The following is a 21,363-nucleotide window of genomic DNA, read 5'->3' on the forward strand; positions in this document are numbered from 1 at the left end:
TTTTTAAATCATCCGGCCACCACCTATATATACACCCCAATAAAAACACTCTTCCCCACCCCCCCCCTCTCCCTAACTAGGTTGCCCCCCCCACCCCCCCCCTGGTAGGGTCCGCCCCCCGCACGGCATCGCCGTGCGGCGGCCGATTCACAGCGTCTGACCCGCGCCGATCCCCGCCGCGATATCAGGAGGTGGGCCGAAACTTCAACGACCACTGCCCTTCGGCCTCTGCGACCCTCACCAGCACGGGGCCCTTGGGCAGCGGCACCCTGTACTCCCGGCCGTTGTGCGGTTGGCTGACGAGTGCATCGCCGTCCCAGACGCCTCGGGCGCGCGGCGTGAAGGACTCCAACTCGAAGTAGGGGAGCTCGCCTTCCGGGCGCAGCCGGGCGGTCAGTTCTCCGGCGGGCCCGGTGTGAAGCAGCACGGCCCGTCCCGAGCCCTCCGCTCCGCGGCCGAGTTCCCCGACCGCGCTCACTGGCCGGAAAGTGAGCTTCCATGCACGGTCCGGGGGGCTGACCCGCAGACGCAGTGGGCTGGCGCCGTTGTGCCGTACCAGGGTCCGGCCCTTGAAGTCCTTCAGGCGTGTGTGGGCGAGCAGGTCCAGGCCCGGCTTGGTCTCGTCGACTGCCTCCACCATGAAGGAACCGTCGCCCGACCGCTCCGTGTCGACCACGAAGAAGCCGGTCGGCAGAGGCTCGTCGACCGTGAACTCCATCGAGCCGTAGCCCTCCAGGACGAACTCCGCGAAGTCCTCGCCGAAGAGCGCGGCGGCGAGGGACGGCTCCCCCTTCGCGCGGAGGGAAGGCTGTGTCTTGGTCAGGCGGGGCGCCTTGGGCGCCGGTGCCGGCGGCTCGGATTCCGGCGCGGGCGGCTCAAGCGCCGGGGCAGCCAGCCCAGGCGTTGGGGCATTCGGCTCAGGTGTCCGGGCCACCGGCGACTCGACGGTGGCCCCGGACACCGGGACCTTGGCCACGCCCTCGATCTGCACGGGCCCTGGCCCGGGGACGACCCCCGGGGCCCCGCCCACGATGCCGTACTCCTCCGCGAGCCCGGCCAGCCCCGACGCGTACCCCTGCCCCACCGCGCGGAACCGCCACGCGCCGTCGCGCCGGTAGAACTCGGCGAGTACGAACGCCTTCTCCGTCGTGGCGTCCTCGATCTCGTACAGCGCCAGCCGCTCCCCCGCACCGGCGCCGATCGCCTGCACGAGCAACCCAGGCACCTGCCCGAACGTCCCCTCGTCGCTGGAAGCGGTGATCACGATCCGCTCGACGCCGGGCTCGACACGCGCGGTGTCGATCTCCAGCCAGTCGGCGACGCGCCGCTCCTCACCCTGTACCCGTCCGATGAGCCGCACCGCCCCTGAAGGGTGCGCGCGCCGGTCGCGGAAGACGACGTCGCCGTCGCCCCTGACGCGGCCCGTCGCGTCCAGGAGCAGCACCGCGGCCTCGACCTCCGGCACTCCTCCACCGGACGCGCCGCGGACGACTGCGACCTTCCACACCTGCCCGGGAGCCGGCAGGTTTCCCCCCTTGATGATCTTCGTCACCGCGTCATGCTGCCACGCGCCCCAGGGGGAAGTCGATAGGCGAGAAACCTTGGCTCGCCCTGGAACCTCCGCTTCCGCACCTGATGGGGGCGCTCTCTCCTAGTGCTGGTCAGTACCCTGTTGGTGGGCCGCCCGACTCAACTCGACGCAGAGGGAAACCTGCTCCGGACGGCCGGCACCGAACAGCCCGAGGGCGTACTCGTGTCGGGTCCAGACGTCGTCGGGATCGAGGGTGTTAACCGCCGCGAGGTCGCGCAGTGCCTCTTCCTCGTCACCGAGTTCACGCAGCACCAGCCCGCGGGAGAGCAACGCTGAGGGTGTCCCGTCTTCGCGCGAAGCGGCGTCGAGGTCGGCGAGCGACGACGGTGACGCCGCCGAGGCCGGACGCTGGATGTACCTCGAAGAGGACCGGGACGCCGACGAGACCGCTGCCTTCGATGCGCGGTACGGGTCTCCCGGGTGGCGGATGAAAGCCCTCGCCTGGCAGGGCCCCGAGGCGAAGGCCACCACCGTCTTCGCGGAGGAGCAACTGGTCGCGGTGCGGACCGCCTGCGTCGAGGAATTGGGGCACCGCGTCGACTGGGACGACCCCGCCTCCTACGGGGACGGCCTGGAAGGGCAGCACGAGGCGCCGTCCGGGCCATGGACGGTCGGCGGTGTGCTGGCGGGCGGCGGCTGCCTGACGGCGGTCCTCGGGCTTCTCGCGATTTGAGTGAATGGACTCGTCGCCCTCTTCGGCTGACTCATCTCCAGACCCTTCATGACACAGCCTGGTACTCGCGTTGCCAGGAAGAGGCGTCCCTGGCTTTCTGCCGGCGGTGTGCCGCAGGCTCACACGACGTGGCATGCCGCGCGTGCGTCCTCCAGGGACGGTGGCGGATGTCACCGGACCACGGCTCGCACCTTGCATGGCCGTGCGGGGAGCTGACAGGAGTAGGCGGATCGTGCTGGTTGTGCTGCTGGTCATGGCGGTGGTCCTGGTGCTGCTCGCCGGAGCGCATTGGTATGTGTGGCGCCGGCTGGTGCGTGATGTCACAGCGCGCGGAGGGGCGGTGCGGCGGGTGGGTACGGTCGCCGCGGTCGTCCTGCCTCTGCTCTCGCTCGGCGCGCTGAGTGCGGGCCAGGCCGGTGCCCCGTTCTGGCTCCAGCGGGTGCTGGCCTGGCCGGGCTTTCTGTGGTTGGCCCTGCTGCTGTACCTGCTGCTGGCTCTGGCGGTGGGGGAGGTCGTCCGGCCGCTGTTGCTGCGCGTCCTCGACCGGCGGACAGTGACCGGCCCGGGCCGCACGTCTCCGGCGGCGGTCACCGCCCGTCGTGAGACGGCTGTGCCCGTGCCGCCCGCCGAGGGGGCCCGGCACACCTTCGCCGGCACGCGGAAGGAGGACGGGAGGGCGCCGTGCGCAGTCGGCACGGCGCCCTCCGAAGTCCTCCCCCGCTCAGCCGGTCGGCGTCGTCCGTGTCGCGTCGCGCGCTTCTCTGAGGGCCCTCTGTCTGAGGTCGCCGCCGAAGAGCTGAATCCTGGCGGCGGCCAGGATGTCGTCCCTGCCGATGGTCCGCCCGTCACCGCTGCGCGAGGACAGGTCCTGGCGGGACTCCTTGAGGACCGGGGGCGGGGCCTGTTCGCCCGGTGGCTCCAGGGTGACCGTTCCGAATCGTTGGAGTCCGCCCTCGCGGACGACCATGGCCGCGTCCCGGGCGAGGTCCGTCAGGAAGAAGCTCGCGATGCCGTCCAGGTCGCGGACCATCGCCGGGACGGCCCCCACCCCCCGGCTCCGCAGCAGCTTCTTCACCCCGGCCTCGAACCTGTGGGCGCCGACCACAGCACTCGGCTTGCGTGACCTGCTGCGCCTGGGTGGAGGCACGATCACGCCCTGAGCGTCGTACAGGACTCCGGTGCGGCCGCGAAAGGTCGGGCTGTGGCCGTACCACTTGTCGCCCACTTCGAGCTCGACGTTCCGGTCGATCGCCCGGAGAAGGTCCGAGGGGATCAGCTTCCTGCGGGCCTCCTCCCCCGCCGCGCTCCTCGCGCCGTCGATGATCTCCGTCAGCACCGTCCGAGTCACCGACGCCGCGGCCCGTGCCGCCGACCGGGAGACGTGAAACGGGGTCACTTCCCTGAACACCGCTTTGACGAGAGGGGGTTGGAACGGCGGGGCGTCCATGACCGAGGCGGTCCCGGGCCGTCCGCGGTCAGGGCGTGCGGGCTGTGCGGCCATCGGAAGGGGCGCTCCTCATGCTGTGGTGGATGCGGCCGACCTGGCCGCCTGTTCGATCTTCGCGCGGTACGCGGCGCGGGCCTGCTCGTCGATCGGCTGCTCATGCTCGGCGCGCACCCCGGTGCGGCCGTCGAGGCTCTCGCGCAGGATGTCGGCGTGGCCGGCATGCCGGATCGACTCGGCGAGCACATGGACCAGGACGGCGAACAGGTTCGTGTTGGGATACGGCTCCGACCACCACGGCACATGGCCGGGGGCGTCGAGGGGAAGCTCGTCGATCGTGGCGTCCGAGTGTTCCCAGGTACGTTGGTAGAACCCGGTGATGTCTTCGCGGGTCTCGTTCTGGGTCGCCCACAGATCGCTGCCGTCGTGGTCCTGCCACCGGGGCAGCGGCTCCGGTGAAGGGCGGTCGAAGACCTCGCCGAAGTACCGGGCCTCGACGGCGGCCATGTGCTTGACCAGGCCGAGAAGGTTGGTCCCGGTTGCCGTCAGGGGGCGGCGCGCGTCGTACTCGGACAGGCCGTCGAGTTTGCAGAGCAGCGTCTCGCGTTCCCGGCGCAGTCGCCCGTGCAGGGTGCCCTTCGCGAATTCGTCGATCATGCGGCATGAGCCTGCCATGGGCCGCTCGTGGTCTCAAGATCCCTTCCGCCGCTCACGGGGGCGGCATCAAGCCGAACCGCGCACCTTCGGTTTACCCCCTGCTCTACTTCCCGCGGGCGCCGTACACTGTCAACTCGGGGATATACAGGCGTGATTGACTGGGGGAGCCTTCATGTCCTGGGATCAGAACGCACGTCCGGACTTTGCCGTTCCGCCCATGCCGAGCGCACCGCCACCCGCTCCGGCGGACCCATGGCGGGCTTTCGCCGTGGGGTTCTTGAACCTCACCGGTCTGGGGCTGGGGTACGCCGTCATCCGGCGTTGGCGGTGGGCGGTCGCGTGCCTGGTGGCCGCGGTGATCCTACTGTTCGTGGCCCTGCCCGCGGATCCGGACGGGGTGCCGGGCGCCTTCCTCGTCCTGTATCTGATCCTGTTGGTGGCGGCCGGCGCGCACGGTGCGTGGCTGGGCATGCGGACACGCCTGTCCTGGCTGCCGAGTTCACTGGTGGCGGCGGTGGTCGGTGTCGCCCTGCTGGCCGTACCCGCGGGCGGATACCTCCTGTACGACGACGCACGCGACGAGGCCACCCAGCAGATGCTCCTCGACCGACTGGCCGAGGCGGACAAGCTGGTGAAGTCGGCGGGCTCGCGGTCCTTCGAAGTGGCGGAACCCGACTACCGCAAGGCGCTGGCCACCTACGACGACCTGGCCACGGACCATCCGACGTCACGAGCCGCCGCCCAGGTGCCGGACCGCCTCAGGACCTACTACGCCACCGTCGGCGGCACGTACACCGATGAGCACTACTGCCAGGCCGTGGCGCCGCTGAAGTACCTGCGTACGGTGCCGCGCACCATGGACAAGAAGACGCTCGGATCGCTGTCCACCTGGCCGGACGACCGGCTGGCGACCTCGCTCTACGAGTGCGGGGCGGAGTCGATGAGCGCCGACAGCGCCGCCTGGACCTCGCAGTGGGACGAGTTGCTGACGACGTTCCCCCAGTCGGAACAGGCCCAGCAGGTGGGACCCGCGATCGACGCGGAGGTGGGCGAGGCGGTCACGGCCGTGGACGGCAGTGATCCCTGCGCGGCCGTTGAGCGCCTGGACTCCCTGTCCACACAGATCCGAGGCATTTCAGGCGAAGAGGCGGGACTCGGCGACGCCCTCGGCCAGGCGGCCGACCGGGCCGACCGGAACGCGGGGTCGGGTACGTACAACTGCGGTGTGGCCCAGTACAAGGACGGCAGTTTCAGCGAAGCCGTCACCACGATGAACACCTTCGTCAAGGACAACCCCGACAGCCCGAAGAAGGGCCTCGCCCGGAAGGTGGCCATCGCCGCCGAGGTCGCCCAGACGGTGCCCGCGGCCGGCAAGCGTATGCCGACCACGCGGTCCGGGGGCAGCATCACGGTCACGGTGAAGAACGACAGCCCCGACGACATCACCGTCATGTACACCGGCCCGGTGACGGGGAGCTTCACCCTCAAGGCGTGCGGAAGCTGCTCCACGTACTCCGCGCTGGGCAGTTCACTCGGGTTCGACTCCAAGCCGTGCAGCGACAGCGGGAAGAACTACCCGCAGAAGACCATCCAACTGCCCGCCGGAACGACCTACTTCGTCCACAAGTCCCAGGAGGGGCTCAGCGGCACCCCGGCCTCGGACACCGCCAAGCTGGAGTCGGGCTACATCTACACGGAGTGCGCCTACACCACGAGTCTCGGCTACTGAGCCGGGTTCCGGCCACTCAGCCGGGTTCGCCCGGGAAGTCGGAGTCGGCGCCGGGGCGTTGTCGGTCCCGTCTGCGATGATCCCGCATGGTCCGGGACACCAGGTGGGAGGCTGCATGTCCTTCGGCTTCAAGACGTCATGGCTCGCGGTGCGCGACGCCGGGCCCGAGGAGGTGGCCGACGCCCTCGGCCTGCGCCACCGGCAGAGCGTCGACTGGGAGACGGGCTCCGAACTCGCCTACCGCCAGGGCGTGTTCGTGGCCCGGCCGGTCCCGGGGTGGACACTCGCCCACGGCAGGATCCACCTCACGCACGGAACCGACGCCACACAGCCGGACTTTGCCGCGTGGCTGCGGACGACGGCCACGCGGCTCGGGGACCTCCAGTACTTCGGCACCGACCGTGTCGTCGACTACCACGCCTGGGCCAAGGTCGAATCCGGTGCACTGACCCGCGCCTACTGCTACATCGGCATGACCGGGGACATTCCCCTGCGCCTGGGGGAACCCACGGCCGTCGAGAAGGAGCTGGGCGTCGGCCTGGTCGGGCGCGAGGAGGTCCGGGAGGACTGGACGGACGCCGAGTGGGACGCCTGGCACGACGCCATGCCCACGGAGCAGGATGTGATGCGCATCGCCGCCGACTGGAGCGTCTGCCCGGCGATGATCAGGGACGAATCCGTCACCACCCCCGGGATCCACGGATTCCCACCGGGCGTCGAACCCGGGCGCACGGTCTGACGATCCCCGCCGACGGGCACCCGCGACCACCACCGCCGTGCATGTCCCACACACGGCCGCACCCCGGGCTTCCGTGCGGGACGGATGCTCGGGGCGTGGCCGCGAGGGAGATCCGGCGGGGTGGGTCGGTCAGCAGCGGGGGATGCCGGGGGCCGGGTCGGCGCCCACGTTCACGTTGCCGCCCCACATCCACACGTTGTTGTAGATGTGGCCGATGTCGTAGTCGATGACGGTGCCGAAGTACCAGACGTCCGTGGTGTATCCGCCCGCGGTGACGCGCTGACCGCGGGTGTAGCACGCGACGCCGGCCTCGGTGACCTTCGTCGTGGTGCCCCAGATCCTGCTGCTGGTGTGGGGGGCGTCGCGCAGGTTGCTGCCCGCCTGCACGGTGGTCGGGTGGCTGTTGGTGGCGGAGGGCGCGGCCTCGGCGGTCCCCGCGGTGCCGAGCAGGGCGAGCGTCGCGGCGAGTGCGAGCCCGGCGGCCGCGGCGGGCCTGCTGCGCTTGGTCATGGGGTGCTCCTCGGTGCGGGGTGCGGACATCAGCAGGGGGAGACCTCGGGGGACGGGTCGGTGCCGACGTTGACGTTGCCGCCCCACAACCACACGTTGTAGTAGACGGTCGGCGACGACGTGCCGTCCGTGACGTTGCCGTAGTACCAGACGTCGGTGCCGTAGTTGCCGACCTTCGCGTACTGGCCGTGCGTGTAGCACCTGATGAACGCCGCGCTGCGGAACTGGGTCGTGCCGACCAGCCAGCTGTTCGTGGTCGCGGCCTCCCGCATGTTGCTGCCGGGCTGGACGGTGGTGTTCACGGACTGCGCGGTGGCCTGCGCACTGCCCGTCGCCCCGAGAACGGAGAGAGCCGCGCCGAGCGCCAGCCCTGTCGCGGCCAGCCTGGTGGATCGCTTCGCCATTGTCTTCCTCTCTGTCGTGCACGCTTGCTCCTCGGCTCTACGACGGGAGCGGTGATGGGTCCGTATGACCGCACAGCCGGTCACCTTCACGGAGTTCGTGCCGTCAGAACGTGCAGTCGTTGACGTGTGCCAGGTGCTCGTCGCCCGTGATGTACACGTTGTTCACCCAGCCCCACATCTCGTTCGGCGGCTTCACGTACGTCCACCACCGGCTGCTGTAGCCCGAGTCTGTGATGAGCTCTCCCTGCTTCTGGCAGTAGGCGGTGACGGTGGTCCGGGACAGCGTCGCCACGACCTGGCAGTTCTGGCGGGAGGGGAAGGTCTTGCAGGTTTCGAAGGGGATGCCCGAGGCGGCGTTGCGGACGTTGACTCCGGTCGCCCACACATGGACCTCCGTGTAGTCCACCGCCGCGGACCCGGCCGCGGCGGGCCGCGCGGTCGCCGACGGCTGAGCGGTCGCCGACGCGGTCGCCGGGCCGATCAGCGCCGCCGCGGCGACGAGCAAGGCGGTGGTCAGCGCTCGGAGCGTGCGTGGTGAGGTGTGCGTCATGGCGGGGCCTCTTCCGGCAGTGGTCGCGGGCGGCGGGGTGCCGCGCCGTGCACACCGGCGACGGGAAGCGGTCGCCGCTCGTATGAGTGCCGGGCCGATGCCCCGCCGTACACCGGCCGCCTCAGGACCCCGGGCTGTCGCCCGACTCCAGCGGTTCCAGCGCCTCCCGCGTACCGAGCCGGTGGAAGACGGCGTACGCCTCCCCTTCGAGCTGCCGTGCCGTTCGGGTCCGGCCCTGGGCCAGTGCCGCGCGGGCCAGGTCCCGCAGGGTGCGGGCGCACCACAGGGGCAGTTGCAGCTTGTCCCACAGTCCGAGGGACTGTCGCAGGGTCTCGGTCGCCGTCTCCCAGTCGGACGCGGCGAGGTGCCATTCGCCGATGGTGCGCAGGACGAGGGCCTCGCCGAACATGTCCTGGCGGCCCCGGGTGATCTCCAGGCACCGGTCGAGCCGCTGCCGGGGCTCGGCCATCCGGCCCTGCCGGAACTCGACCTTGGCCAGCGACAGGCTCGCGTACATGATGCCGAAGGCGTCGTCGGTCTCCTCGAAGATGGCGAGGGACTGCCGCAGCAGGGGCTCCGCGGCCGCCAGATCACCGCGCGCCCGGTGGCACAGGCCCAGTGAGCGCAGTGCGAGCGCCTCGCCGTGCCGGTCCCAGGCGGTGACGTACAGGCGGTGGGCGCGGGACAGTGCCTCCCACGCCTCGTCGTCGCGGCCCTGCTCCCGGTGGACGTACCCGATGCCGTACAGCACATGGGCCATGGACGCGATGTCCTCCGGCTCCCGGTAGAGGTCGAGCGCCGAGTTCAGGAGGGTCAACGCCTCGTCGAAGTGGGCCTGTTCGCGGCGGGCGGCGCCCATGCCGGCCAGCGCGCCGGCGCGGCCGGTACGTACGGACTGCTCCTCGAACAGCCGCAGTGCCAGGGCGAAGAAGGCGTGGGCCTCGTCGAAGCGGTCCTGTTCCAGGCGGAGTTGGCCCAGGCCGTTCAGCAGCCAGGCCTCGCCCTCGACGTCCCCTCCCCGGCGTACCGCGGCCAGGGCCACGTCGTGGGAGCGGGACCATGCGTCGAACTGGTTGTAGAGGGCCGCGGAGGCGGCCATGAGGGTGGCGGCGAGTTCGCGTGCGGCGTCGAACATGCCGTGGTCGGCGCAGTGGATGACGGCGGCCAGCAGACAGGGCTGTTCGGCGGCGAACCAGGCGGCCGGCTCGTCCGTCAGGTGGGTCGGCGCCCCGGTCGGCGTGGCAGGCCCGCTCGGGCCCCCGTCCCCGGCAGGCGCCGCTCCGCCCGCGGCGGTGACGGACAGGAGCCGTGACGCGCCGCCCGGGCCGTGGGCCGCCGCGATGCGGGCCATGTCCAGCCAGCGGTCGACCAGTCTGCGGACCGCCGTTTCCCGTTCCTCCCGGTCCTCGTCGGCCAGGCAGCGCTCGCGGGCGTACTCGCGTGCCAGGTCGTGGATCCGGTAGCGCGTTCCGCCGGACTCGTCGGTGCCCACGACCTCGACGAAGTGGCAGTCCACGAGTTGTTCGACCGCGTCCTCCGCGTCGTCCTCGCTCACGTCCAGGAGCGGCCCGGCGACCCATGCGGCGAAGTCGGGCAGGTCCATCAGGGCCAGGCGGCGCAGGGCGCGCTGCTGCCGCTGGTGGAGGTCCGCGTAGCCCATGCCGAGGCTCGCGCGCACTTCCAGGTCGCCCGCCTGCAGTTCGTCCAGCCGGCGGTGCTCGTCCCTCAGCCGCGACACGAGCCTCGCCGGTGTCCAGTGGGGGCGGGCGGCGAGACGGGCGCCGGCGATCCGGACGGCGAGCGGGAGCCTGCCGCACAGCGCGACGATCTCGGCGGCCCGGTCGGGATCGAGGGCGGGTCGGGCCGGGCCGGCCACCCGGGCCAGCAGGTCCATGGCCTCCGTCTCGGACGGCACCCGCAGATCGAGGTGGGCTGCGCCCTCCAGCGCGACGAGCCGGCGGCGGGCGGTGATGAGCACGGCCGAGCCGCCGCCGGGCGGGAGCAGCGGCCGCAGCAGGGCCTCACTGACAGCGTTGTCCAGGACGAGGAGGACCCGGCGGCGCGCGATGTGGGTGCGGTACAGGCCGAGGAGGTCCTCCTCGTCACGGGCCGGGGTCTCCGGGTCCACGCCGAGGGCGCGCAGCAGTCGGGCCAGGGCGTCCGCGGTCCGTACCGGTTCGGAGTCGGAGGCGCGCAGGTCCACGAAGAGCTGTCCGTCGGGGAAGAGCGCGGCGGTGCGATGGCCGACGTGGACGGCCAGCGCGGTCTTGCCGGTGCCCGACCGGCCGGAGATCACGCCGATGGGCGGTGCGGTGCGCAGCGGGTCGCGAACTTGCTCCAGCAAGGCGGTCGCCCAGGCCGTCTCTTCGGTACGGCCTATGAAGTCGGCAGCGTCGGGCGGGAGTTGGGTGGGCACCGGGTGACCGGGGCGGCCCTGGGACCCGGCGGCCCCCGACGTGTCATCGCCGGAGGGCACAGGGGCCTTGGCCGGTGCGGGCGCGGGTCTCTCCCCGGCGGGCGCGGCTCTTCGGGCGGCCGGGGCTCCCAGTACGGCCGTGTCCGCCCTCAGCAGGGCCTGGTGGAGCGCGCGCAGTTCGGGGCCGGGGTCCGCGCCCAGTTCCGTACGGAGCAGGCGGCGGCCCTCGTCGTAGCAGCGCAGGGCGTCGGGCATCCGGCCGGTGCGGAACAGGGCGGTCATCAACTGGCCGCGCGGGCGCTCCCGCAGGGGGTTCGCGGCGACGTGGGCGACGAGTTCGGAGACCAGATCCGTGCGTCGGTCCAGGTCCAGTTCGGCGGAGAAGCGGAACTCCTGTGCCTCCAGGCGCAGTTCCGCCAGGCGCATGGCCTCGACGCGGGCGAAGGACTGGCAGAGCCCTTCGAGGGCGTCGCGGCCGCGCCACAGGCGCGACGCGGCCTGGAGGGTGTCGACGGCCTCCTCGGCCCGCCCGTCGAGGGCCGCCCTCCGGCCGGCGGCGAGGGCCTTCTCGAACCGGCGGACGTCCACGGCGGCGGGCGGGAATTCGGCCACGTATCCGGGGGTGCGGGTACGGATGGCCTCCGCGCCCTCCGTACCGGCCAGGGCCCTGCGCAGTCCGGAGACGTGCGAGGCGACGAGCGCCCGCGCCGTGGTGGGCGGCTCCTCCTCCCAGACCAGGTCGACCAGCCGTTCGGCGGACAGGACCTCACCGAGGTGCACGACGAGCGCCGCGAGTATCGCGGTCGGTTTCGCCCCCTTCAGCGCGATCCGGTGTCCTGCGCTCAACACCTCGACCGGACCCAGAAGGCAAACGTCCACGCGTCCCCCGCTTTCGCATTCCGCTGTCGGGGACAACGTGTCGGCCCCCACTGAGAACTACGGTTGTGGGCGGATTCCGGTTTCACGAATCACCGATGTGGTCCGCGGGACGGCCGAAACCCCTCGGGTCACCGCTGCGGGTGGCCCGTTCCAGGCGTTGTAAGTATGGCCCGCTCCACCCGCTGCATACGGCGTACAGAGAATCTGCATCGATCCTGCAACGCCCGCCGCGACGCTGTGAGCGTGACGGACATCATCCTGCTCTCGGACCCCCGGGTCGCCGCCACGCGTGTCACCGACAACGGTGAACCCCTGGTCGACGTAAGGGAGTTCGCCGCACTGCGGGTCGACACGCGGAAGACCGACCACGACGGCTCGTACGCCCATCTGCGGGCCGACGTACTGCGTCGGCTCCTGCTCGCGCAGGAGGCGCTGCCCCCGGGCGTCCGCCTGCTGATGGTGGAGGGCTTCCGGCCGCCGGCCCTGCAACGCCGCTACTTCGACGAGTACGCGGCGACGCTGCGCACGGCGCATCCGGACGCCGGACCGGACCGGATCCGCGAGCTGGCCAGCGCGTACATCTCGCCTCCGGAGGTCGCCCCGCACGTCAGCGGCGGCGCGGTGGACCTGACGCTGTGCACCGACGACGGCGCCGAACTGCCCCTCGGTACGGAGGTCAACGCCACCCCCCAGGAGAGCGAGGGCGGCTGCCGCACCGGCGCGCCGAACATCGACGCCGGTGCCCGTGCCAACCGGGCGGTGATGGGCCGGGCCATGACGGCCGCGGGATTCGTCAACTACCCGACCGAGTGGTGGCACTGGTCGTACGGGGACCGGTACTGGGCGCTCCTGACCAGCGCGCCCACCGCCAAGTACGGTCCCGCCGCCCTGAGACCCACCGCACTCTGAGACAGCCGGACCCCGGGGGAAACACCGTGGAGAACACCTGCATCGCGACGACGACCACGTCGCCCAAGACCTCCGACACCACGACGCCGAACTCGACGGCGGTCTCCGACCACATGACGCCGGGCACAACGGTGGTCCCTGACCACATGACACCGGCCTCCACAGCGATCTCCGACCACACGACACCGGGCACGGCGGCGGTCTCCGACCACATGACCGCCGCCGAGTTCGACGAGGCGTTCACCGCCGTGATGCCGAGGCTGAGACGCCGGCTGCTGGCCCTGACCGGCAATCCGCACGACGCCGACGACCTGTTGCAGGAGACGTACCTGAGACTCTCCCGCCGGGCGCACGCCCACACCCTGGCCCGCCAGCAGCAGCCGTACGCCTACGCCTGCGCGGCGGCGGTGAACCTGCTGCGCGACCTGTGGCGGCACCCCTCGCGCCAGGAGCGCTGCACCGACCGGCTGCCGGAACGCGGCTGGGACGGCGGCTTCGCCGGCCGGGAGGCCGAGGCGGTGACGGCCGCGCTGCTGCGCGGGCTGTCCCCCAAGGAGGCGGCGGCCGTGATCCTGGTCGACATCGAGGGCCTCACCCACGACATGGCCGGGGAACGGCTGGGCGCACACCGCGGCACCGTTCAGCGCAACCGTATGCGCGGCCTCGCCAAGATCCGCGCCGCGCTCGCCTCGTAGGAACCGGGCGTCTCCTCCACGACGAGCACCTTCATCGCCGGCCGACGGCGCGCGGCAGTCCGACCAACTGCCTCACGCCGCCGAATCGTTCAGCACGCGCGCACCTCGCACCGACCAATCCAGGGGGAACCCATGCACCGAGCCCACCGCGCCCTCGCCACGGCGGGAGGACTGCTCCTCGCCACCGCGTTGACCTGTACCGGCACGGCGATGGCCGACTCGTCGCCGGTCGCCCCGACCACTGCGGCCTCCGCGGCCGACTGCCGTCCCCTGGCGGACGCGTCCGCCCAGGCGCAGGCGATCGTCAACGCCGCGTGCTCACAGATCGGGGTGCCGTACTCGTGGGGCGGCGGTTCCATCCACGGGCCGACGTACGGCCAGGACTATCCCGGGGGCGGCCCCGGCGCCCACGACAGCCAGGTGAAGGGCTTCGACTGCTCGCACCTGGTGCAGTACGCGGCCTGGCAGGGAGCGGGCATCGCCCTGCCCGAGGGGACGTGGAACCAGGCCCGGTGGAGCGGCGCCACCGCCCGGTTCACCCCCGCCCAGGGCGTCGCCCCGTTGCAGCCGGGCGATCTGCTGCTGTGGGGGTCGGACCCGGCCAACCTCGGCAGCGTCCACCACATCGCCATCTACCTCGGCAACGGCAGGATGGTCGAGGCCCGGGAGTCCGGCACGCTCGTGAAGGTAAGCGACGTACGGCTCGACGCCCAGTACGCGGGCGCCCTGCGCATCGCCGGCTCCGGGCAGCCGCCCGCGAACACCAAGCGGTTCATGACCTGGGGCACCGACGTGGGCCTGCGTCCCGACCCCAGCACCAGGCAGCCTCCCGTGACACGGCTGCCCGGCCCCACGGCCGTGGACGTGCTCTGCCAGACACACGGCGAGTCGGTCACCGCCGAGGGCTACACCAACGACGCCTGGTCGTACCTGCCCAAGTACAAGGCGTGGATCTCGAACATCTACATAAACGACCCGGCGGCCTGGCTGCCCGGCGTCCCCGCCTGCTGACCCACCGCACCGCCTCTCATACCCCGCACATCTCTCACAGAGGAGACCTCGCCATGCGCGCACTCAAGCGCACCCAGTCCATCGGCCTGCTCGTCGCCGCGGTCACCGCGGCCGGGCTGGTCCCGCTCGCGGCCGGCCAGGCCGCCGCCGCCCCGGCCGCCAAGGCCGCCGGCTACGCCGGTTCCTGCCCCGCGGCCGGCACCGTGACCCAGGGGTGGCACTCCGGCCACGACGGCGTCGACATCGCCAACAGCCTCGGGACCCCGATCTACTCCACCGGGCCCGGCACCGTCATCGTCTCCGGTACCGCCAGCGGCTACGGCCAGTGGATCCGCATCAAGCACGACGACGGCACCGTCACCGAGTACGGGCACATGTACGAGCGTCTCGTCTCCGTCAACCAGCGGGTCAGCAGCGGCCAGCTGATCGCGCGGATGGGCTCCGAGGGCCAGTCCACCGGGCCCCACCTGCACTTCGAGGCGCACTCCTCCACGGCCAGCACCCGTGGCATGGACCCCGTCCCCTACCTGAACGAGCGCGGTGTGGGCCTGCCGTGCACCCCGGGCAGCGGCACGCCCGGCACGAACTTCACCACCTGGGGCACCTCGGTCCGGGTGCGGGCCGACGCCCGGCTCAACGCGACGGTCGTGCGCACCCTGACCGGGCCGACGGCCGTCTACGTGCAGTGCCAGAAGCGCGGCGACATCGTCAACGCCGAGGGCTACAGCAACGACGCCTGGTCCTACATCCCGGCGCTCGGCGGCTACATCTCCAACATCTACATCGACCACCCCTCCGCCTGGCTGCCCGGGGTGAGCGAGTGCTGACCGCCGCCCTCACCGGCACGAGGGGTGCCGCAGCGATGGCCCTGGCCGCCGCGCTGCTCCTCTCCCCCGGGCTCACCTCGTCCGCGCGGGCCGCCGACTCGGCGCCCTGCGCTCCCGACCGGAACTACCCGGACACCTACCTGTGCCAGTTCTGGGGCTCGGACATCAATCTGCGTTCCGCCCCTGACCCACAGGCCCCGGTCACCTCCACATCACCCGCCGGCGGTGTCCTCAGAGTGCAGTGCCAGGTCAAGGGCGGCCGTGCGACCTACGGCGACTACTGGCACACCTGGTGGGTCAGGACCCCGGCGGTGGGCGCGGCCCGGTCCTCGTACATGAGCGAGATCTTCCTCGTCGGCGGCGGCAACGACGAGCCGGACTCGGGCCTGCCGACCTGCTGAACAGCGGCCCGCACCCACCGGATGCCCCCGGGACCACTCCAGGTCCCGGGGGCATCCGGCGTTCCGGCTCCCGTTCCTGTTCTCATACGGCACGGGCCGCGCCCCCGTCCTACGTGCGGTGCGAGCGACGTACCCCTCGCTCCCCTTCCCTTTCCCTCCCAACCGATCCCGAGGACGACCATGATGACCTTGAGCAGCGCACGGAGCACGGTACGGGCGGGCGTGCTGACCGCCGCCCTCGCCGCGCTCGTGTGCACCACCGCGACCACCGCCTCCGTGGCCTCCGCCGACTCCCCCGCGGCACGCCCGGCGGCGGCCCAGGCCGACGTACCCGCCGGGGTGACGGCGGGCGTCGCCGTCTTCGACCGCCAGACCGGCACGTTCACCGAACAGCTGAACGCCGACGCACAGTTCAGGTCCGCGTCGGTGGTGAAGCTGCTGATCGCCCTGGACGTGCTCTGGAACCGCAGCCCCGACGCCCTGTCGGCCGCGGACCGGGCCCGCGTCGACACCATGCTGCGCGGCAGCGACGACGCGGCCGCGAGCACGTTCTGGTCGAACAACGGCTCGGGGGCGATCGTCGACCGGATGGTCACCCGGCTCGGCCTGACGGACACCGCCCGCCCGCCGTCCACCCACCCCGGCTACTGGGGCTACACGGCCCTCTCGGCCCGTGACACCGTGAAGATCTACCGCCATCTGCTGGACTCCGCCCCGGCGGCGACACGCGACTACCTCCTCGGTGACCTGCGGCAGTCCACGCGCTGCGCCACCGACGGCTACGACCAGCACTTCGGCATCGCCGGCTCCTTCAACCGCCCCTGGGCCGTCAAGCAGGGCTGGTCGGGCTTCAGCTCGGGCGGCTGCACCGCAACGGCCTCCACGGCCGCCGCCGAACCGGCGGGAACGGCTGCCCGTACGGCGGCGGACGCCGACGCCGTGGACCTCTCCCGACCGGCCCTGCACACGACGGGTGTGGTGGGCTCGGGCGACCGTTCCATCGTGGCGGTCTTCACCCTGCACCCCAGCGGAACGCCGTACGGCAAGGCCTACACGGACATCGGCCGGCTGACCCGTTCCCTGAACGTCCCCGGCGCCACCCGCCCCGCCGGCACCTGGATCGGCACCTGGGGCAGCGGGGTCCGCGTCCGCACCCAGGCGACGACCACGTCCGGCGCGATCACCACGCTGCCCGCCGGAGTCGAGGTCCTGGTCGGCTGCCAGAAGCGCGGCCAGCAGGTCAGCCAACCGCCCTACGTCAACGACTGGTGGGCCCAACTCCCCCAGTACGGCGGCTACATGACGAACATCTACCTCAGCTCACCGGAGAACCAGGTACCGGGAGTACCGGTGTGCTGACGGGACGGTGAGAACGGCCCGGGGCGCCCACGGCCGACGTCCCGGGTAACAAGCCGCTCTGGAGTGGGCGGGCAACAGTACTGGGCAAGGTCGAACACCCGAGCTCCGGTCCGCGCGTCACCGGCGGTGCGTGACAATCTACTGCTGGCCGCAGGGCACGCGAGAGGAGAACGGTCTGTGCCGGGGATCAAACTGCGTCATCACCAGGTCGAGGCCGTGGCCAGTATCGTGCGGGGCCTCGACGTCCCGGTGGGCGGTGTCCCCGCCCATGGGCTCCGTGGGCAGGTGCACGCCGCGTGCGGCACGGGGAAGACGGTCATCGCCGCGGCCGCGGCCAGGCGGCTGGTGCCCGGTGGGCGCGTGCTCGTTCTCGTGCCGACGCTGGATCTGCTCGCGCAGACCGTGCGGGCGTGGCGCGAGGTGGGACACCGCGGTCCGGCGGTCGCGGTGTGCTCGCTCCAGGACGACGTGGAGTTGTGGCATGTGGGGGTGCGCTCCACCACCAACCCGATTCAGCTGGCGCTGTGGCACGGCTCCGGGCCGGTGACCATCTACGCCACGTACGCGTCGCTGGGTGTACTGGCCGAGGCCTTCGAGGGCGCCTACGGGCAGCAACTGGCCCCGATGGACCTGGCCGTGGTCGACGAGGCGCACCGGACGTCGGGCTCGATGGGCAAGGCGTGGGCGGACATCCACCACCAGCACCGGATCCCCGCGCTGCGGCGGCTGTATCTGACGGCGACGCCTCGGATCTGGCAGGAGCGGCCCGCGGACTGGCAGGCGCAGGCGGGGGTGCTGGACCCGCTGCCGGAGATGATGGCGGCGTCCATGGACGACGAAGCGGTCTTCGGTCCCGTGCTCTACAGGCTCAGCCTGGCGTCGGCCGTCTCCCGCGGCCTGCTCGCCCGCTACCAGATCATCGTGCTGGAGCTGACGGATCCGGTCGTCACGCCCGACCGGCTGATGGGCGGGGAGCGGGGCACCGAGGAGGTGCGGGGCCAGCGGCTCGGGGCCCTGCAGGCCGCGCTGCTGCACGCGATGGCGCGGCACGACCTGTCGACGTGCATCACCTTCCACCACCGGACGATGGAGGCGCAGGCGTACGCGGAGGGCCTGGGGACGGTGGCGGCGAAGCTGCACGCGGACCAGCCGCTGACGTACCCGTCGCGGGTCTGGGCCGACTGGCTGTGCGGTGAGCACGTCCCCGAGCACCGGCGTGAGGTTCTGGGCGAGTTCGGGTCGACGGCGCGGCGGGCCGTGCTCTCCAACTGCCGTGTCCTGGGCGAGGGCGTGGACATCCGGGCCGTGGACTCCGTGGCACTCCTCGACCCCAAGGGGGCACCGCACGACATCGTGCAGGCCATCGGCCGCGCACTGCGTCAGAAGCCCGGACAGGGCAAGCTGGCTTCCTTGATCGTGCCGGTCTTCCTCCAGCCGGGTGAGCAGCCGGAGGACATGTTCACCTCCAGCTCGTACCGGCCGCTGGTGAAGGTCCTCGAAGGTCTGCGGGCCCACGACGAGGAGGCCGTGGAGCTGCTCGCCATTCCGCAGGAGCCCCAGAAGGATGTCGCGCAGCCGTCGGTGAACATCGGCGCGGCTCCGGGAGAGGGCGAGGAGGAGTCCCGTCTGCTGCTGCGTTTCGCGCTGCCCAGGGATCCGGTGATGGTCGCGGACTGGGTGTCCTTCAACGTCATCGACACCGAACGCCAGGACTGGGCGCGCGGCTGGGCGGCGCTCAAGAGGTTCACCGAGCGTGAGGGGCACGCCCGTGTGCCCTACGAGCACAGGGAAGGCGCGTATCCGCTGGGGACCTGGGTGGCCGAGCAGCGGCGGGCCTTCGGGGCCGGGCAGATGACCGGCCGGCGCGCGGAACGGCTGGAACAGCTGGGCATGGTCTGGTCGGTCGCCGACGAACGTTTCCAGGAGAACCTGGCCGCCGCGCGGGCCTACTACGACCGGCACTGGACCCTGTGCGCACCGCGCACCGCCACGATGCTCGACCGGCCGGTCGGGCAGTGGCTCTCCAACCTCCGCAGGCCCGGGGCACTCGACGGCAAGCCGGAATGGCGGGCGGCACTCGAGTCGATCGACCCCGACTGGAACCCGGCATGGCCGGCGGCATGGCAACGCCACTACGCCGCACTGCGCGAACTCGTGCGCGACGAGGACGGCCGGACCGAGGTCCTGCCCGGCGTCACCGTACATGGCATGGACATCGGACGCTTCGCCGCCAAGCAGCGCCAGTACAAGGTCTGGAGGGCCCTCACGGACGGGCAACGCGAACGTCTGGAGCGGCTCGGCATCGTGCCGCCGCCTCCGCCCGCGGAGCCGGAGCCGCCCGCCGAGCCCTCCACCGCGCCCCTGGGGGCCTTCGAACGGGGCATCGCCGCCCTGACGCGGTACCGGGCCCGCACCGGCTCCGCGGGGCCCATCAGCCGGTCACACGTCGAACGGCTGGACGACGGGACCGAGGTCAGGCTCGGCGTGTTCCTCTCGAACGCCAAAGCGAGGCGGCAGAAGCTGACCGCCGACAAGCGCCGGCAACTCGCCGACCTCGGACTCGAATGGGCCCAGGACTGACAGCACACGGGTCCCGGCGGCGGGCGGCCGGCCCGGTGGCGTATCGCTCGGGTTCGACGTCGAGCCGACCGGACGAGCGTGCCGTTCCCATCGTGTCCACCGCGCCCGCCGCGCCCGTCCACCTCCGGGCGTGACGACGGACCCTCCCGCCACCGGGCGTGACGAAGGACCCGTCCGATTAACCCTGTTCCCTTCTGGCGACAGGCATCGCAAGGCTGCACCCGAACCGAGTGAAAACCGCCGACCGGGGGGACAGCAGCCGTGCTGCGCATTCACTTCACACCCGAGGACCTCACCCGCATCAGCCTGGCCAGGGCACCCGACCCACTCTGGGAGCTGGTGTGCAGCCTGCACCGCCTCCAGACGACCCGCGGAAGATGGGCCTACGCCGACTGGTACCGCGACGCCCGGCGGGCGCTCGCCGACCGGCCGCTCGGCTCGGCCGTCCGCACCCTGCTCGTCCCCGTCCTGCCCCGCGCCCGGTACTTCCCGGACTTCCTGACCCCGCACGAGTCCGAGGACGGACTCGCGGCGGGCATGGCCGCCGTGCACGACGCGCCGCCGGCCCGGGTGGGCCGCGAGATACGGCTCCTGGAAGGTGTCAACGGCCCGTCCGCCTGGGCCCGCAGACTCGTCGAGCGGGGCGCCCGTGAACAGCTCACGCGGGTCATGCGCGCCTACTACGACGCCGTGGTTGCGCCCCACCACGACCGGCTGCACGCCCACCTGGCCGGGGAGCGCGCACGGCTCGCCCGCCAGATCCTGGACACCGGCGCCGAGGGGCTGCTGGCCGCACTGGCGCCGTCGATGCGCTGGCGGCCACCGGTCCTGCACATCGACTACGTCGAGGACCGCGACCTGTACCTGCGGGGCCGCGGGCTGCGGCTGGTCCCCTCCCACTTCAACTGGCACAGCCCGATCGCGCTCGCCGACGACGCGTTGCGGCCGGTCCTCGTCTATCCGCTGCACCACTCCCGCCCGCCGGCTGTCCCCGCCGCGTCCGAGGCGACGCTCGCCGCGCTGCTGGGCAAAACCCGGGCCGCGGCGCTGCGGGCCGTCGCCGCGGGCGCGACCACCTCCGAACTGGGCCGAGCCCTGGGCGTCTCCCCCGCCACCGCCACGCACCACTCCACGGTGCTGCGCAACGCGAACCTGATCAGCAGCCGGCGCTTGCACAACACGGTGCTGCACACCCTCACCCCGCTCGGCGCGGCGATGCTCCGCCCGGTGGCGTCGTCCCGCGGGGAGCCGGATCCGGACACATCCCGCCCGACCCTGCCGTCACAGCGGCCCCTCGGCTAGCGCCGGAGTAGCGGGCTCCACCGATCCGCCTCGTACTTTCGAGAGCCGTCGAAGGTCGTCGCCGGCACCCGGCGTCCCCTGCGAGCGTGTGCGGCGTACCACCCCGGTGGGCTCCACCCGCGGGGGATACGGCAAGACCCGCGCATCGACGACCAGTTGGGGGAAACATGAACCGAGCCGTACTGGCGAGCACCGTCGCGCTCGCCTCCGCCGCAGCGTGTCTGGTGGCCTTCGCGCCCACCGCGTCGGCCGCACCGCAGGCCTGCGTGGCCCAGTCGCTCACCACCGGCGCCCAGGGCGGCGTCGGCACCGTCCGCTACAAGTCGGCCACCAGCACCTGCGGTGACCTCAACCTCACCTATTCCAACGACTCGACGACCAACTACGGCGACCGCTACGCCGGCCGGCTGCGCAACTCCAGCGGGGTGTGGAACACCTGCAACAAGGGGTACGTCTGGGCCTCGGACGGCAGCCACAGCATCAACGACTCCACGTACTGGCTCTGCACCGACGTGGGCGACAACACGCCGTTCACCGTGGCGAGCTACTACGACGGCGGCGACTCGGTCACGATCACCCACTGACCATGCCCGTCGTGGGGGGGGGGGGGGGGCGGGGCCCCCCCCCCCCCCCCGGGGGGGGGGGGGGCCCGGACGGGGGCGCTCCGCCGGGCCCGGCCGGGCCCCC

Annotated in this window: 20 protein-coding genes; 12 read left to right on the forward strand and 8 right to left on the reverse strand. The window is 71.9% G+C overall.

Features of this window, described 5'->3' with window-relative positions:
- Window positions 1-184: 184 nt before the first annotated feature.
- Both ABT296_RS36515 and ABT296_RS36520 read right to left on the reverse strand, forming a co-directional pair.
- Entirely contained in the window at window positions 185-1,552 is a 1,368-nt protein-coding gene (locus tag ABT296_RS36515; RefSeq protein WP_351934108.1) for a TerD family protein, read from the reverse strand.
- Window positions 1,553-1,651: 99 nt separating this feature from the next.
- The gene (locus ABT296_RS36520; protein ID WP_351934143.1) at window positions 1,652-1,861 is read right to left on the reverse strand and encodes a tetratricopeptide repeat protein; all 210 of its coding nucleotides are present in this window, start codon (window positions 1,859-1,861) and stop codon (window positions 1,652-1,654) included.
- On the opposite strand from ABT296_RS36520, the gene ABT296_RS36525 reads away from it, so the two are divergent.
- Window positions 1,785-2,264 (forward strand): DUF6584 family protein, encoded by a 480-nt coding sequence (locus ABT296_RS36525; protein WP_502977414.1) that lies wholly within the window; start codon window positions 1,785-1,787, stop codon window positions 2,262-2,264. The two genes, ABT296_RS36520 and ABT296_RS36525, sit on opposite strands and share 77 nt — an antisense overlap.
- A 721-nt stretch (window positions 2,265-2,985) precedes the next feature.
- Here ABT296_RS36525 and ABT296_RS36535 read toward each other — a convergent pair.
- Window positions 2,986-3,765 carry a hypothetical protein gene (locus ABT296_RS36535; protein ID WP_351934110.1) on the reverse strand — a complete coding sequence of 260 codons (780 nt, stop codon included), beginning with the start codon at window positions 3,763-3,765 and terminating at the stop codon, window positions 2,986-2,988.
- A gap of 15 nt (window positions 3,766-3,780) precedes the next feature.
- Window positions 3,781-4,365 carry a DinB family protein gene (locus ABT296_RS36540; RefSeq protein WP_351934112.1) on the reverse strand — a complete coding sequence of 195 codons (585 nt, stop codon included), beginning with the start codon at window positions 4,363-4,365 and terminating at the stop codon, window positions 3,781-3,783.
- 268 nt (window positions 4,366-4,633) lie between these two features.
- Between ABT296_RS36540 and ABT296_RS36545 the strand changes: the two genes are divergently transcribed.
- Complete coding sequence (locus ABT296_RS36545; RefSeq protein ID WP_351934114.1) at window positions 4,634-6,094, forward strand: DMT family transporter; 1,461 nt, start codon at window positions 4,634-4,636, stop codon at window positions 6,092-6,094.
- Between the two features lie 115 nt (window positions 6,095-6,209).
- Window positions 6,210-6,833, forward strand: a complete 624-nt coding sequence (locus ABT296_RS36550) for a hypothetical protein (RefSeq protein ID WP_351934116.1) — start codon at window positions 6,210-6,212, stop codon at window positions 6,831-6,833.
- A 129-nt stretch (window positions 6,834-6,962) separates the two neighbouring features.
- Here the strand turns inward: ABT296_RS36550 and ABT296_RS36555 are convergent, their stop codons facing one another.
- The 4 genes from ABT296_RS36555 to ABT296_RS36570 all read right to left on the reverse strand — a co-directional run bounded on the left by ABT296_RS36555 (window position 6,963) and on the right by ABT296_RS36570 (window position 11,562).
- Window positions 6,963-7,343 (reverse strand): hypothetical protein, encoded by a 381-nt coding sequence (locus ABT296_RS36555; RefSeq protein WP_351934118.1) that lies wholly within the window; start codon window positions 7,341-7,343, stop codon window positions 6,963-6,965.
- Between the two features lie 29 nt (window positions 7,344-7,372).
- Entirely contained in the window at window positions 7,373-7,747 is a 375-nt protein-coding gene (locus ABT296_RS36560) for a hypothetical protein (RefSeq protein WP_351934120.1), read from the reverse strand.
- Between the two features lie 103 nt (window positions 7,748-7,850).
- Complete coding sequence (locus tag ABT296_RS36565) at window positions 7,851-8,297, reverse strand: hypothetical protein (protein WP_351934122.1); 447 nt, start codon at window positions 8,295-8,297, stop codon at window positions 7,851-7,853.
- A gap of 121 nt (window positions 8,298-8,418) precedes the next feature.
- Window positions 8,419-11,562, reverse strand: coding sequence for an AfsR/SARP family transcriptional regulator (locus ABT296_RS36570; protein ID WP_351934124.1), 3,144 nt, complete (start codon window positions 11,560-11,562; stop codon window positions 8,419-8,421).
- A 273-nt stretch (window positions 11,563-11,835) separates the two neighbouring features.
- Here ABT296_RS36570 and ABT296_RS36575 point away from each other — a divergent pair, with 273 nt between their 5' ends.
- The 9 genes from ABT296_RS36575 to ABT296_RS36615 all read left to right on the forward strand — a co-directional run bounded on the left by ABT296_RS36575 (window position 11,836) and on the right by ABT296_RS36615 (window position 21,260).
- The gene (locus ABT296_RS36575; RefSeq protein WP_351934126.1) at window positions 11,836-12,501 is read left to right on the forward strand and encodes a M15 family metallopeptidase; all 666 of its coding nucleotides are present in this window, start codon (window positions 11,836-11,838) and stop codon (window positions 12,499-12,501) included.
- A gap of 26 nt (window positions 12,502-12,527) precedes the next feature.
- Window positions 12,528-13,196 (forward strand): RNA polymerase sigma factor, encoded by a 669-nt coding sequence (locus ABT296_RS36580; RefSeq protein WP_502977415.1) that lies wholly within the window; start codon window positions 12,528-12,530, stop codon window positions 13,194-13,196.
- A 132-nt stretch (window positions 13,197-13,328) separates the two neighbouring features.
- The gene (locus ABT296_RS36585; protein ID WP_351934128.1) at window positions 13,329-14,207 is read left to right on the forward strand and encodes a C40 family peptidase; all 879 of its coding nucleotides are present in this window, start codon (window positions 13,329-13,331) and stop codon (window positions 14,205-14,207) included.
- A gap of 53 nt (window positions 14,208-14,260) precedes the next feature.
- A complete protein-coding gene (locus ABT296_RS36590) occupies window positions 14,261-15,034 on the forward strand; it encodes a M23 family metallopeptidase (RefSeq protein WP_351934130.1) in 774 nt (257 codons plus the stop codon).
- The gene (locus tag ABT296_RS36595; protein ID WP_351934132.1) at window positions 15,028-15,435 is read left to right on the forward strand and encodes a hypothetical protein; all 408 of its coding nucleotides are present in this window, start codon (window positions 15,028-15,030) and stop codon (window positions 15,433-15,435) included. The genes ABT296_RS36590 and ABT296_RS36595 overlap by 7 nt, the downstream gene beginning before the upstream one ends.
- Window positions 15,436-15,618: 183 nt before the next feature.
- Window positions 15,619-16,794, forward strand: a complete 1,176-nt coding sequence (locus ABT296_RS36600; protein ID WP_351934134.1) for a serine hydrolase — start codon at window positions 15,619-15,621, stop codon at window positions 16,792-16,794.
- Window positions 16,795-16,971: 177 nt separating this feature from the next.
- Window positions 16,972-19,374: a DEAD/DEAH box helicase gene (locus ABT296_RS36605; RefSeq protein ID WP_351934136.1), complete on the forward strand. Its 2,403-nt coding sequence runs from the start codon at window positions 16,972-16,974 to the stop codon at window positions 19,372-19,374.
- 261 nt (window positions 19,375-19,635) lie between these two features.
- Entirely contained in the window at window positions 19,636-20,676 is a 1,041-nt protein-coding gene (locus tag ABT296_RS36610) for a DUF5937 family protein (RefSeq protein ID WP_351934138.1), read from the forward strand.
- A 167-nt stretch (window positions 20,677-20,843) separates the two neighbouring features.
- Complete coding sequence (locus ABT296_RS36615) at window positions 20,844-21,260, forward strand: hypothetical protein (protein ID WP_351934139.1); 417 nt, start codon at window positions 20,844-20,846, stop codon at window positions 21,258-21,260.
- The last annotated feature ends 103 nt before the right edge of the window (window positions 21,261-21,363 follow it).

Source organism: Streptomyces sp. NPDC000983, assembly GCF_040299205.1.
Taxonomy (GTDB): Bacteria; Actinomycetota; Actinomycetes; order Streptomycetales; family Streptomycetaceae; genus Streptomyces.

Bases quoted from the DNA above. Each gene is read 5' to 3' on its own strand.
- ABT296_RS36535 (WP_351934110.1), bottom strand. From the start codon at position 3,765: ATGGCCGCACAGCCCGCACGCCCTGACCGCGGACGGCCCGGGACCGCC.
- ABT296_RS36540 (WP_351934112.1), bottom strand. From the start codon at position 4,365: ATGATCGACGAATTCGCGAAGGGCACCCTGCACGGGCGACTGCGCCGG.
- ABT296_RS36550 (WP_351934116.1), top strand. From the start codon at position 6,210: ATGTCCTTCGGCTTCAAGACGTCATGGCTCGCGGTGCGCGACGCCGGG.
- ABT296_RS36555 (WP_351934118.1), bottom strand. From the start codon at position 7,343: ATGACCAAGCGCAGCAGGCCCGCCGCGGCCGCCGGGCTCGCACTCGCC.
- ABT296_RS36560 (WP_351934120.1), bottom strand. From the start codon at position 7,747: ATGGCGAAGCGATCCACCAGGCTGGCCGCGACAGGGCTGGCGCTCGGC.
- ABT296_RS36565 (WP_351934122.1), bottom strand. From the start codon at position 8,297: ATGACGCACACCTCACCACGCACGCTCCGAGCGCTGACCACCGCCTTG.
- ABT296_RS36585 (WP_351934128.1), top strand. From the start codon at position 13,329: ATGCACCGAGCCCACCGCGCCCTCGCCACGGCGGGAGGACTGCTCCTC.
- ABT296_RS36590 (WP_351934130.1), top strand. From the start codon at position 14,261: ATGCGCGCACTCAAGCGCACCCAGTCCATCGGCCTGCTCGTCGCCGCG.
- ABT296_RS36600 (WP_351934134.1), top strand. From the start codon at position 15,619: ATGACCTTGAGCAGCGCACGGAGCACGGTACGGGCGGGCGTGCTGACC.
- ABT296_RS36615 (WP_351934139.1), top strand. From the start codon at position 20,844: ATGAACCGAGCCGTACTGGCGAGCACCGTCGCGCTCGCCTCCGCCGCA.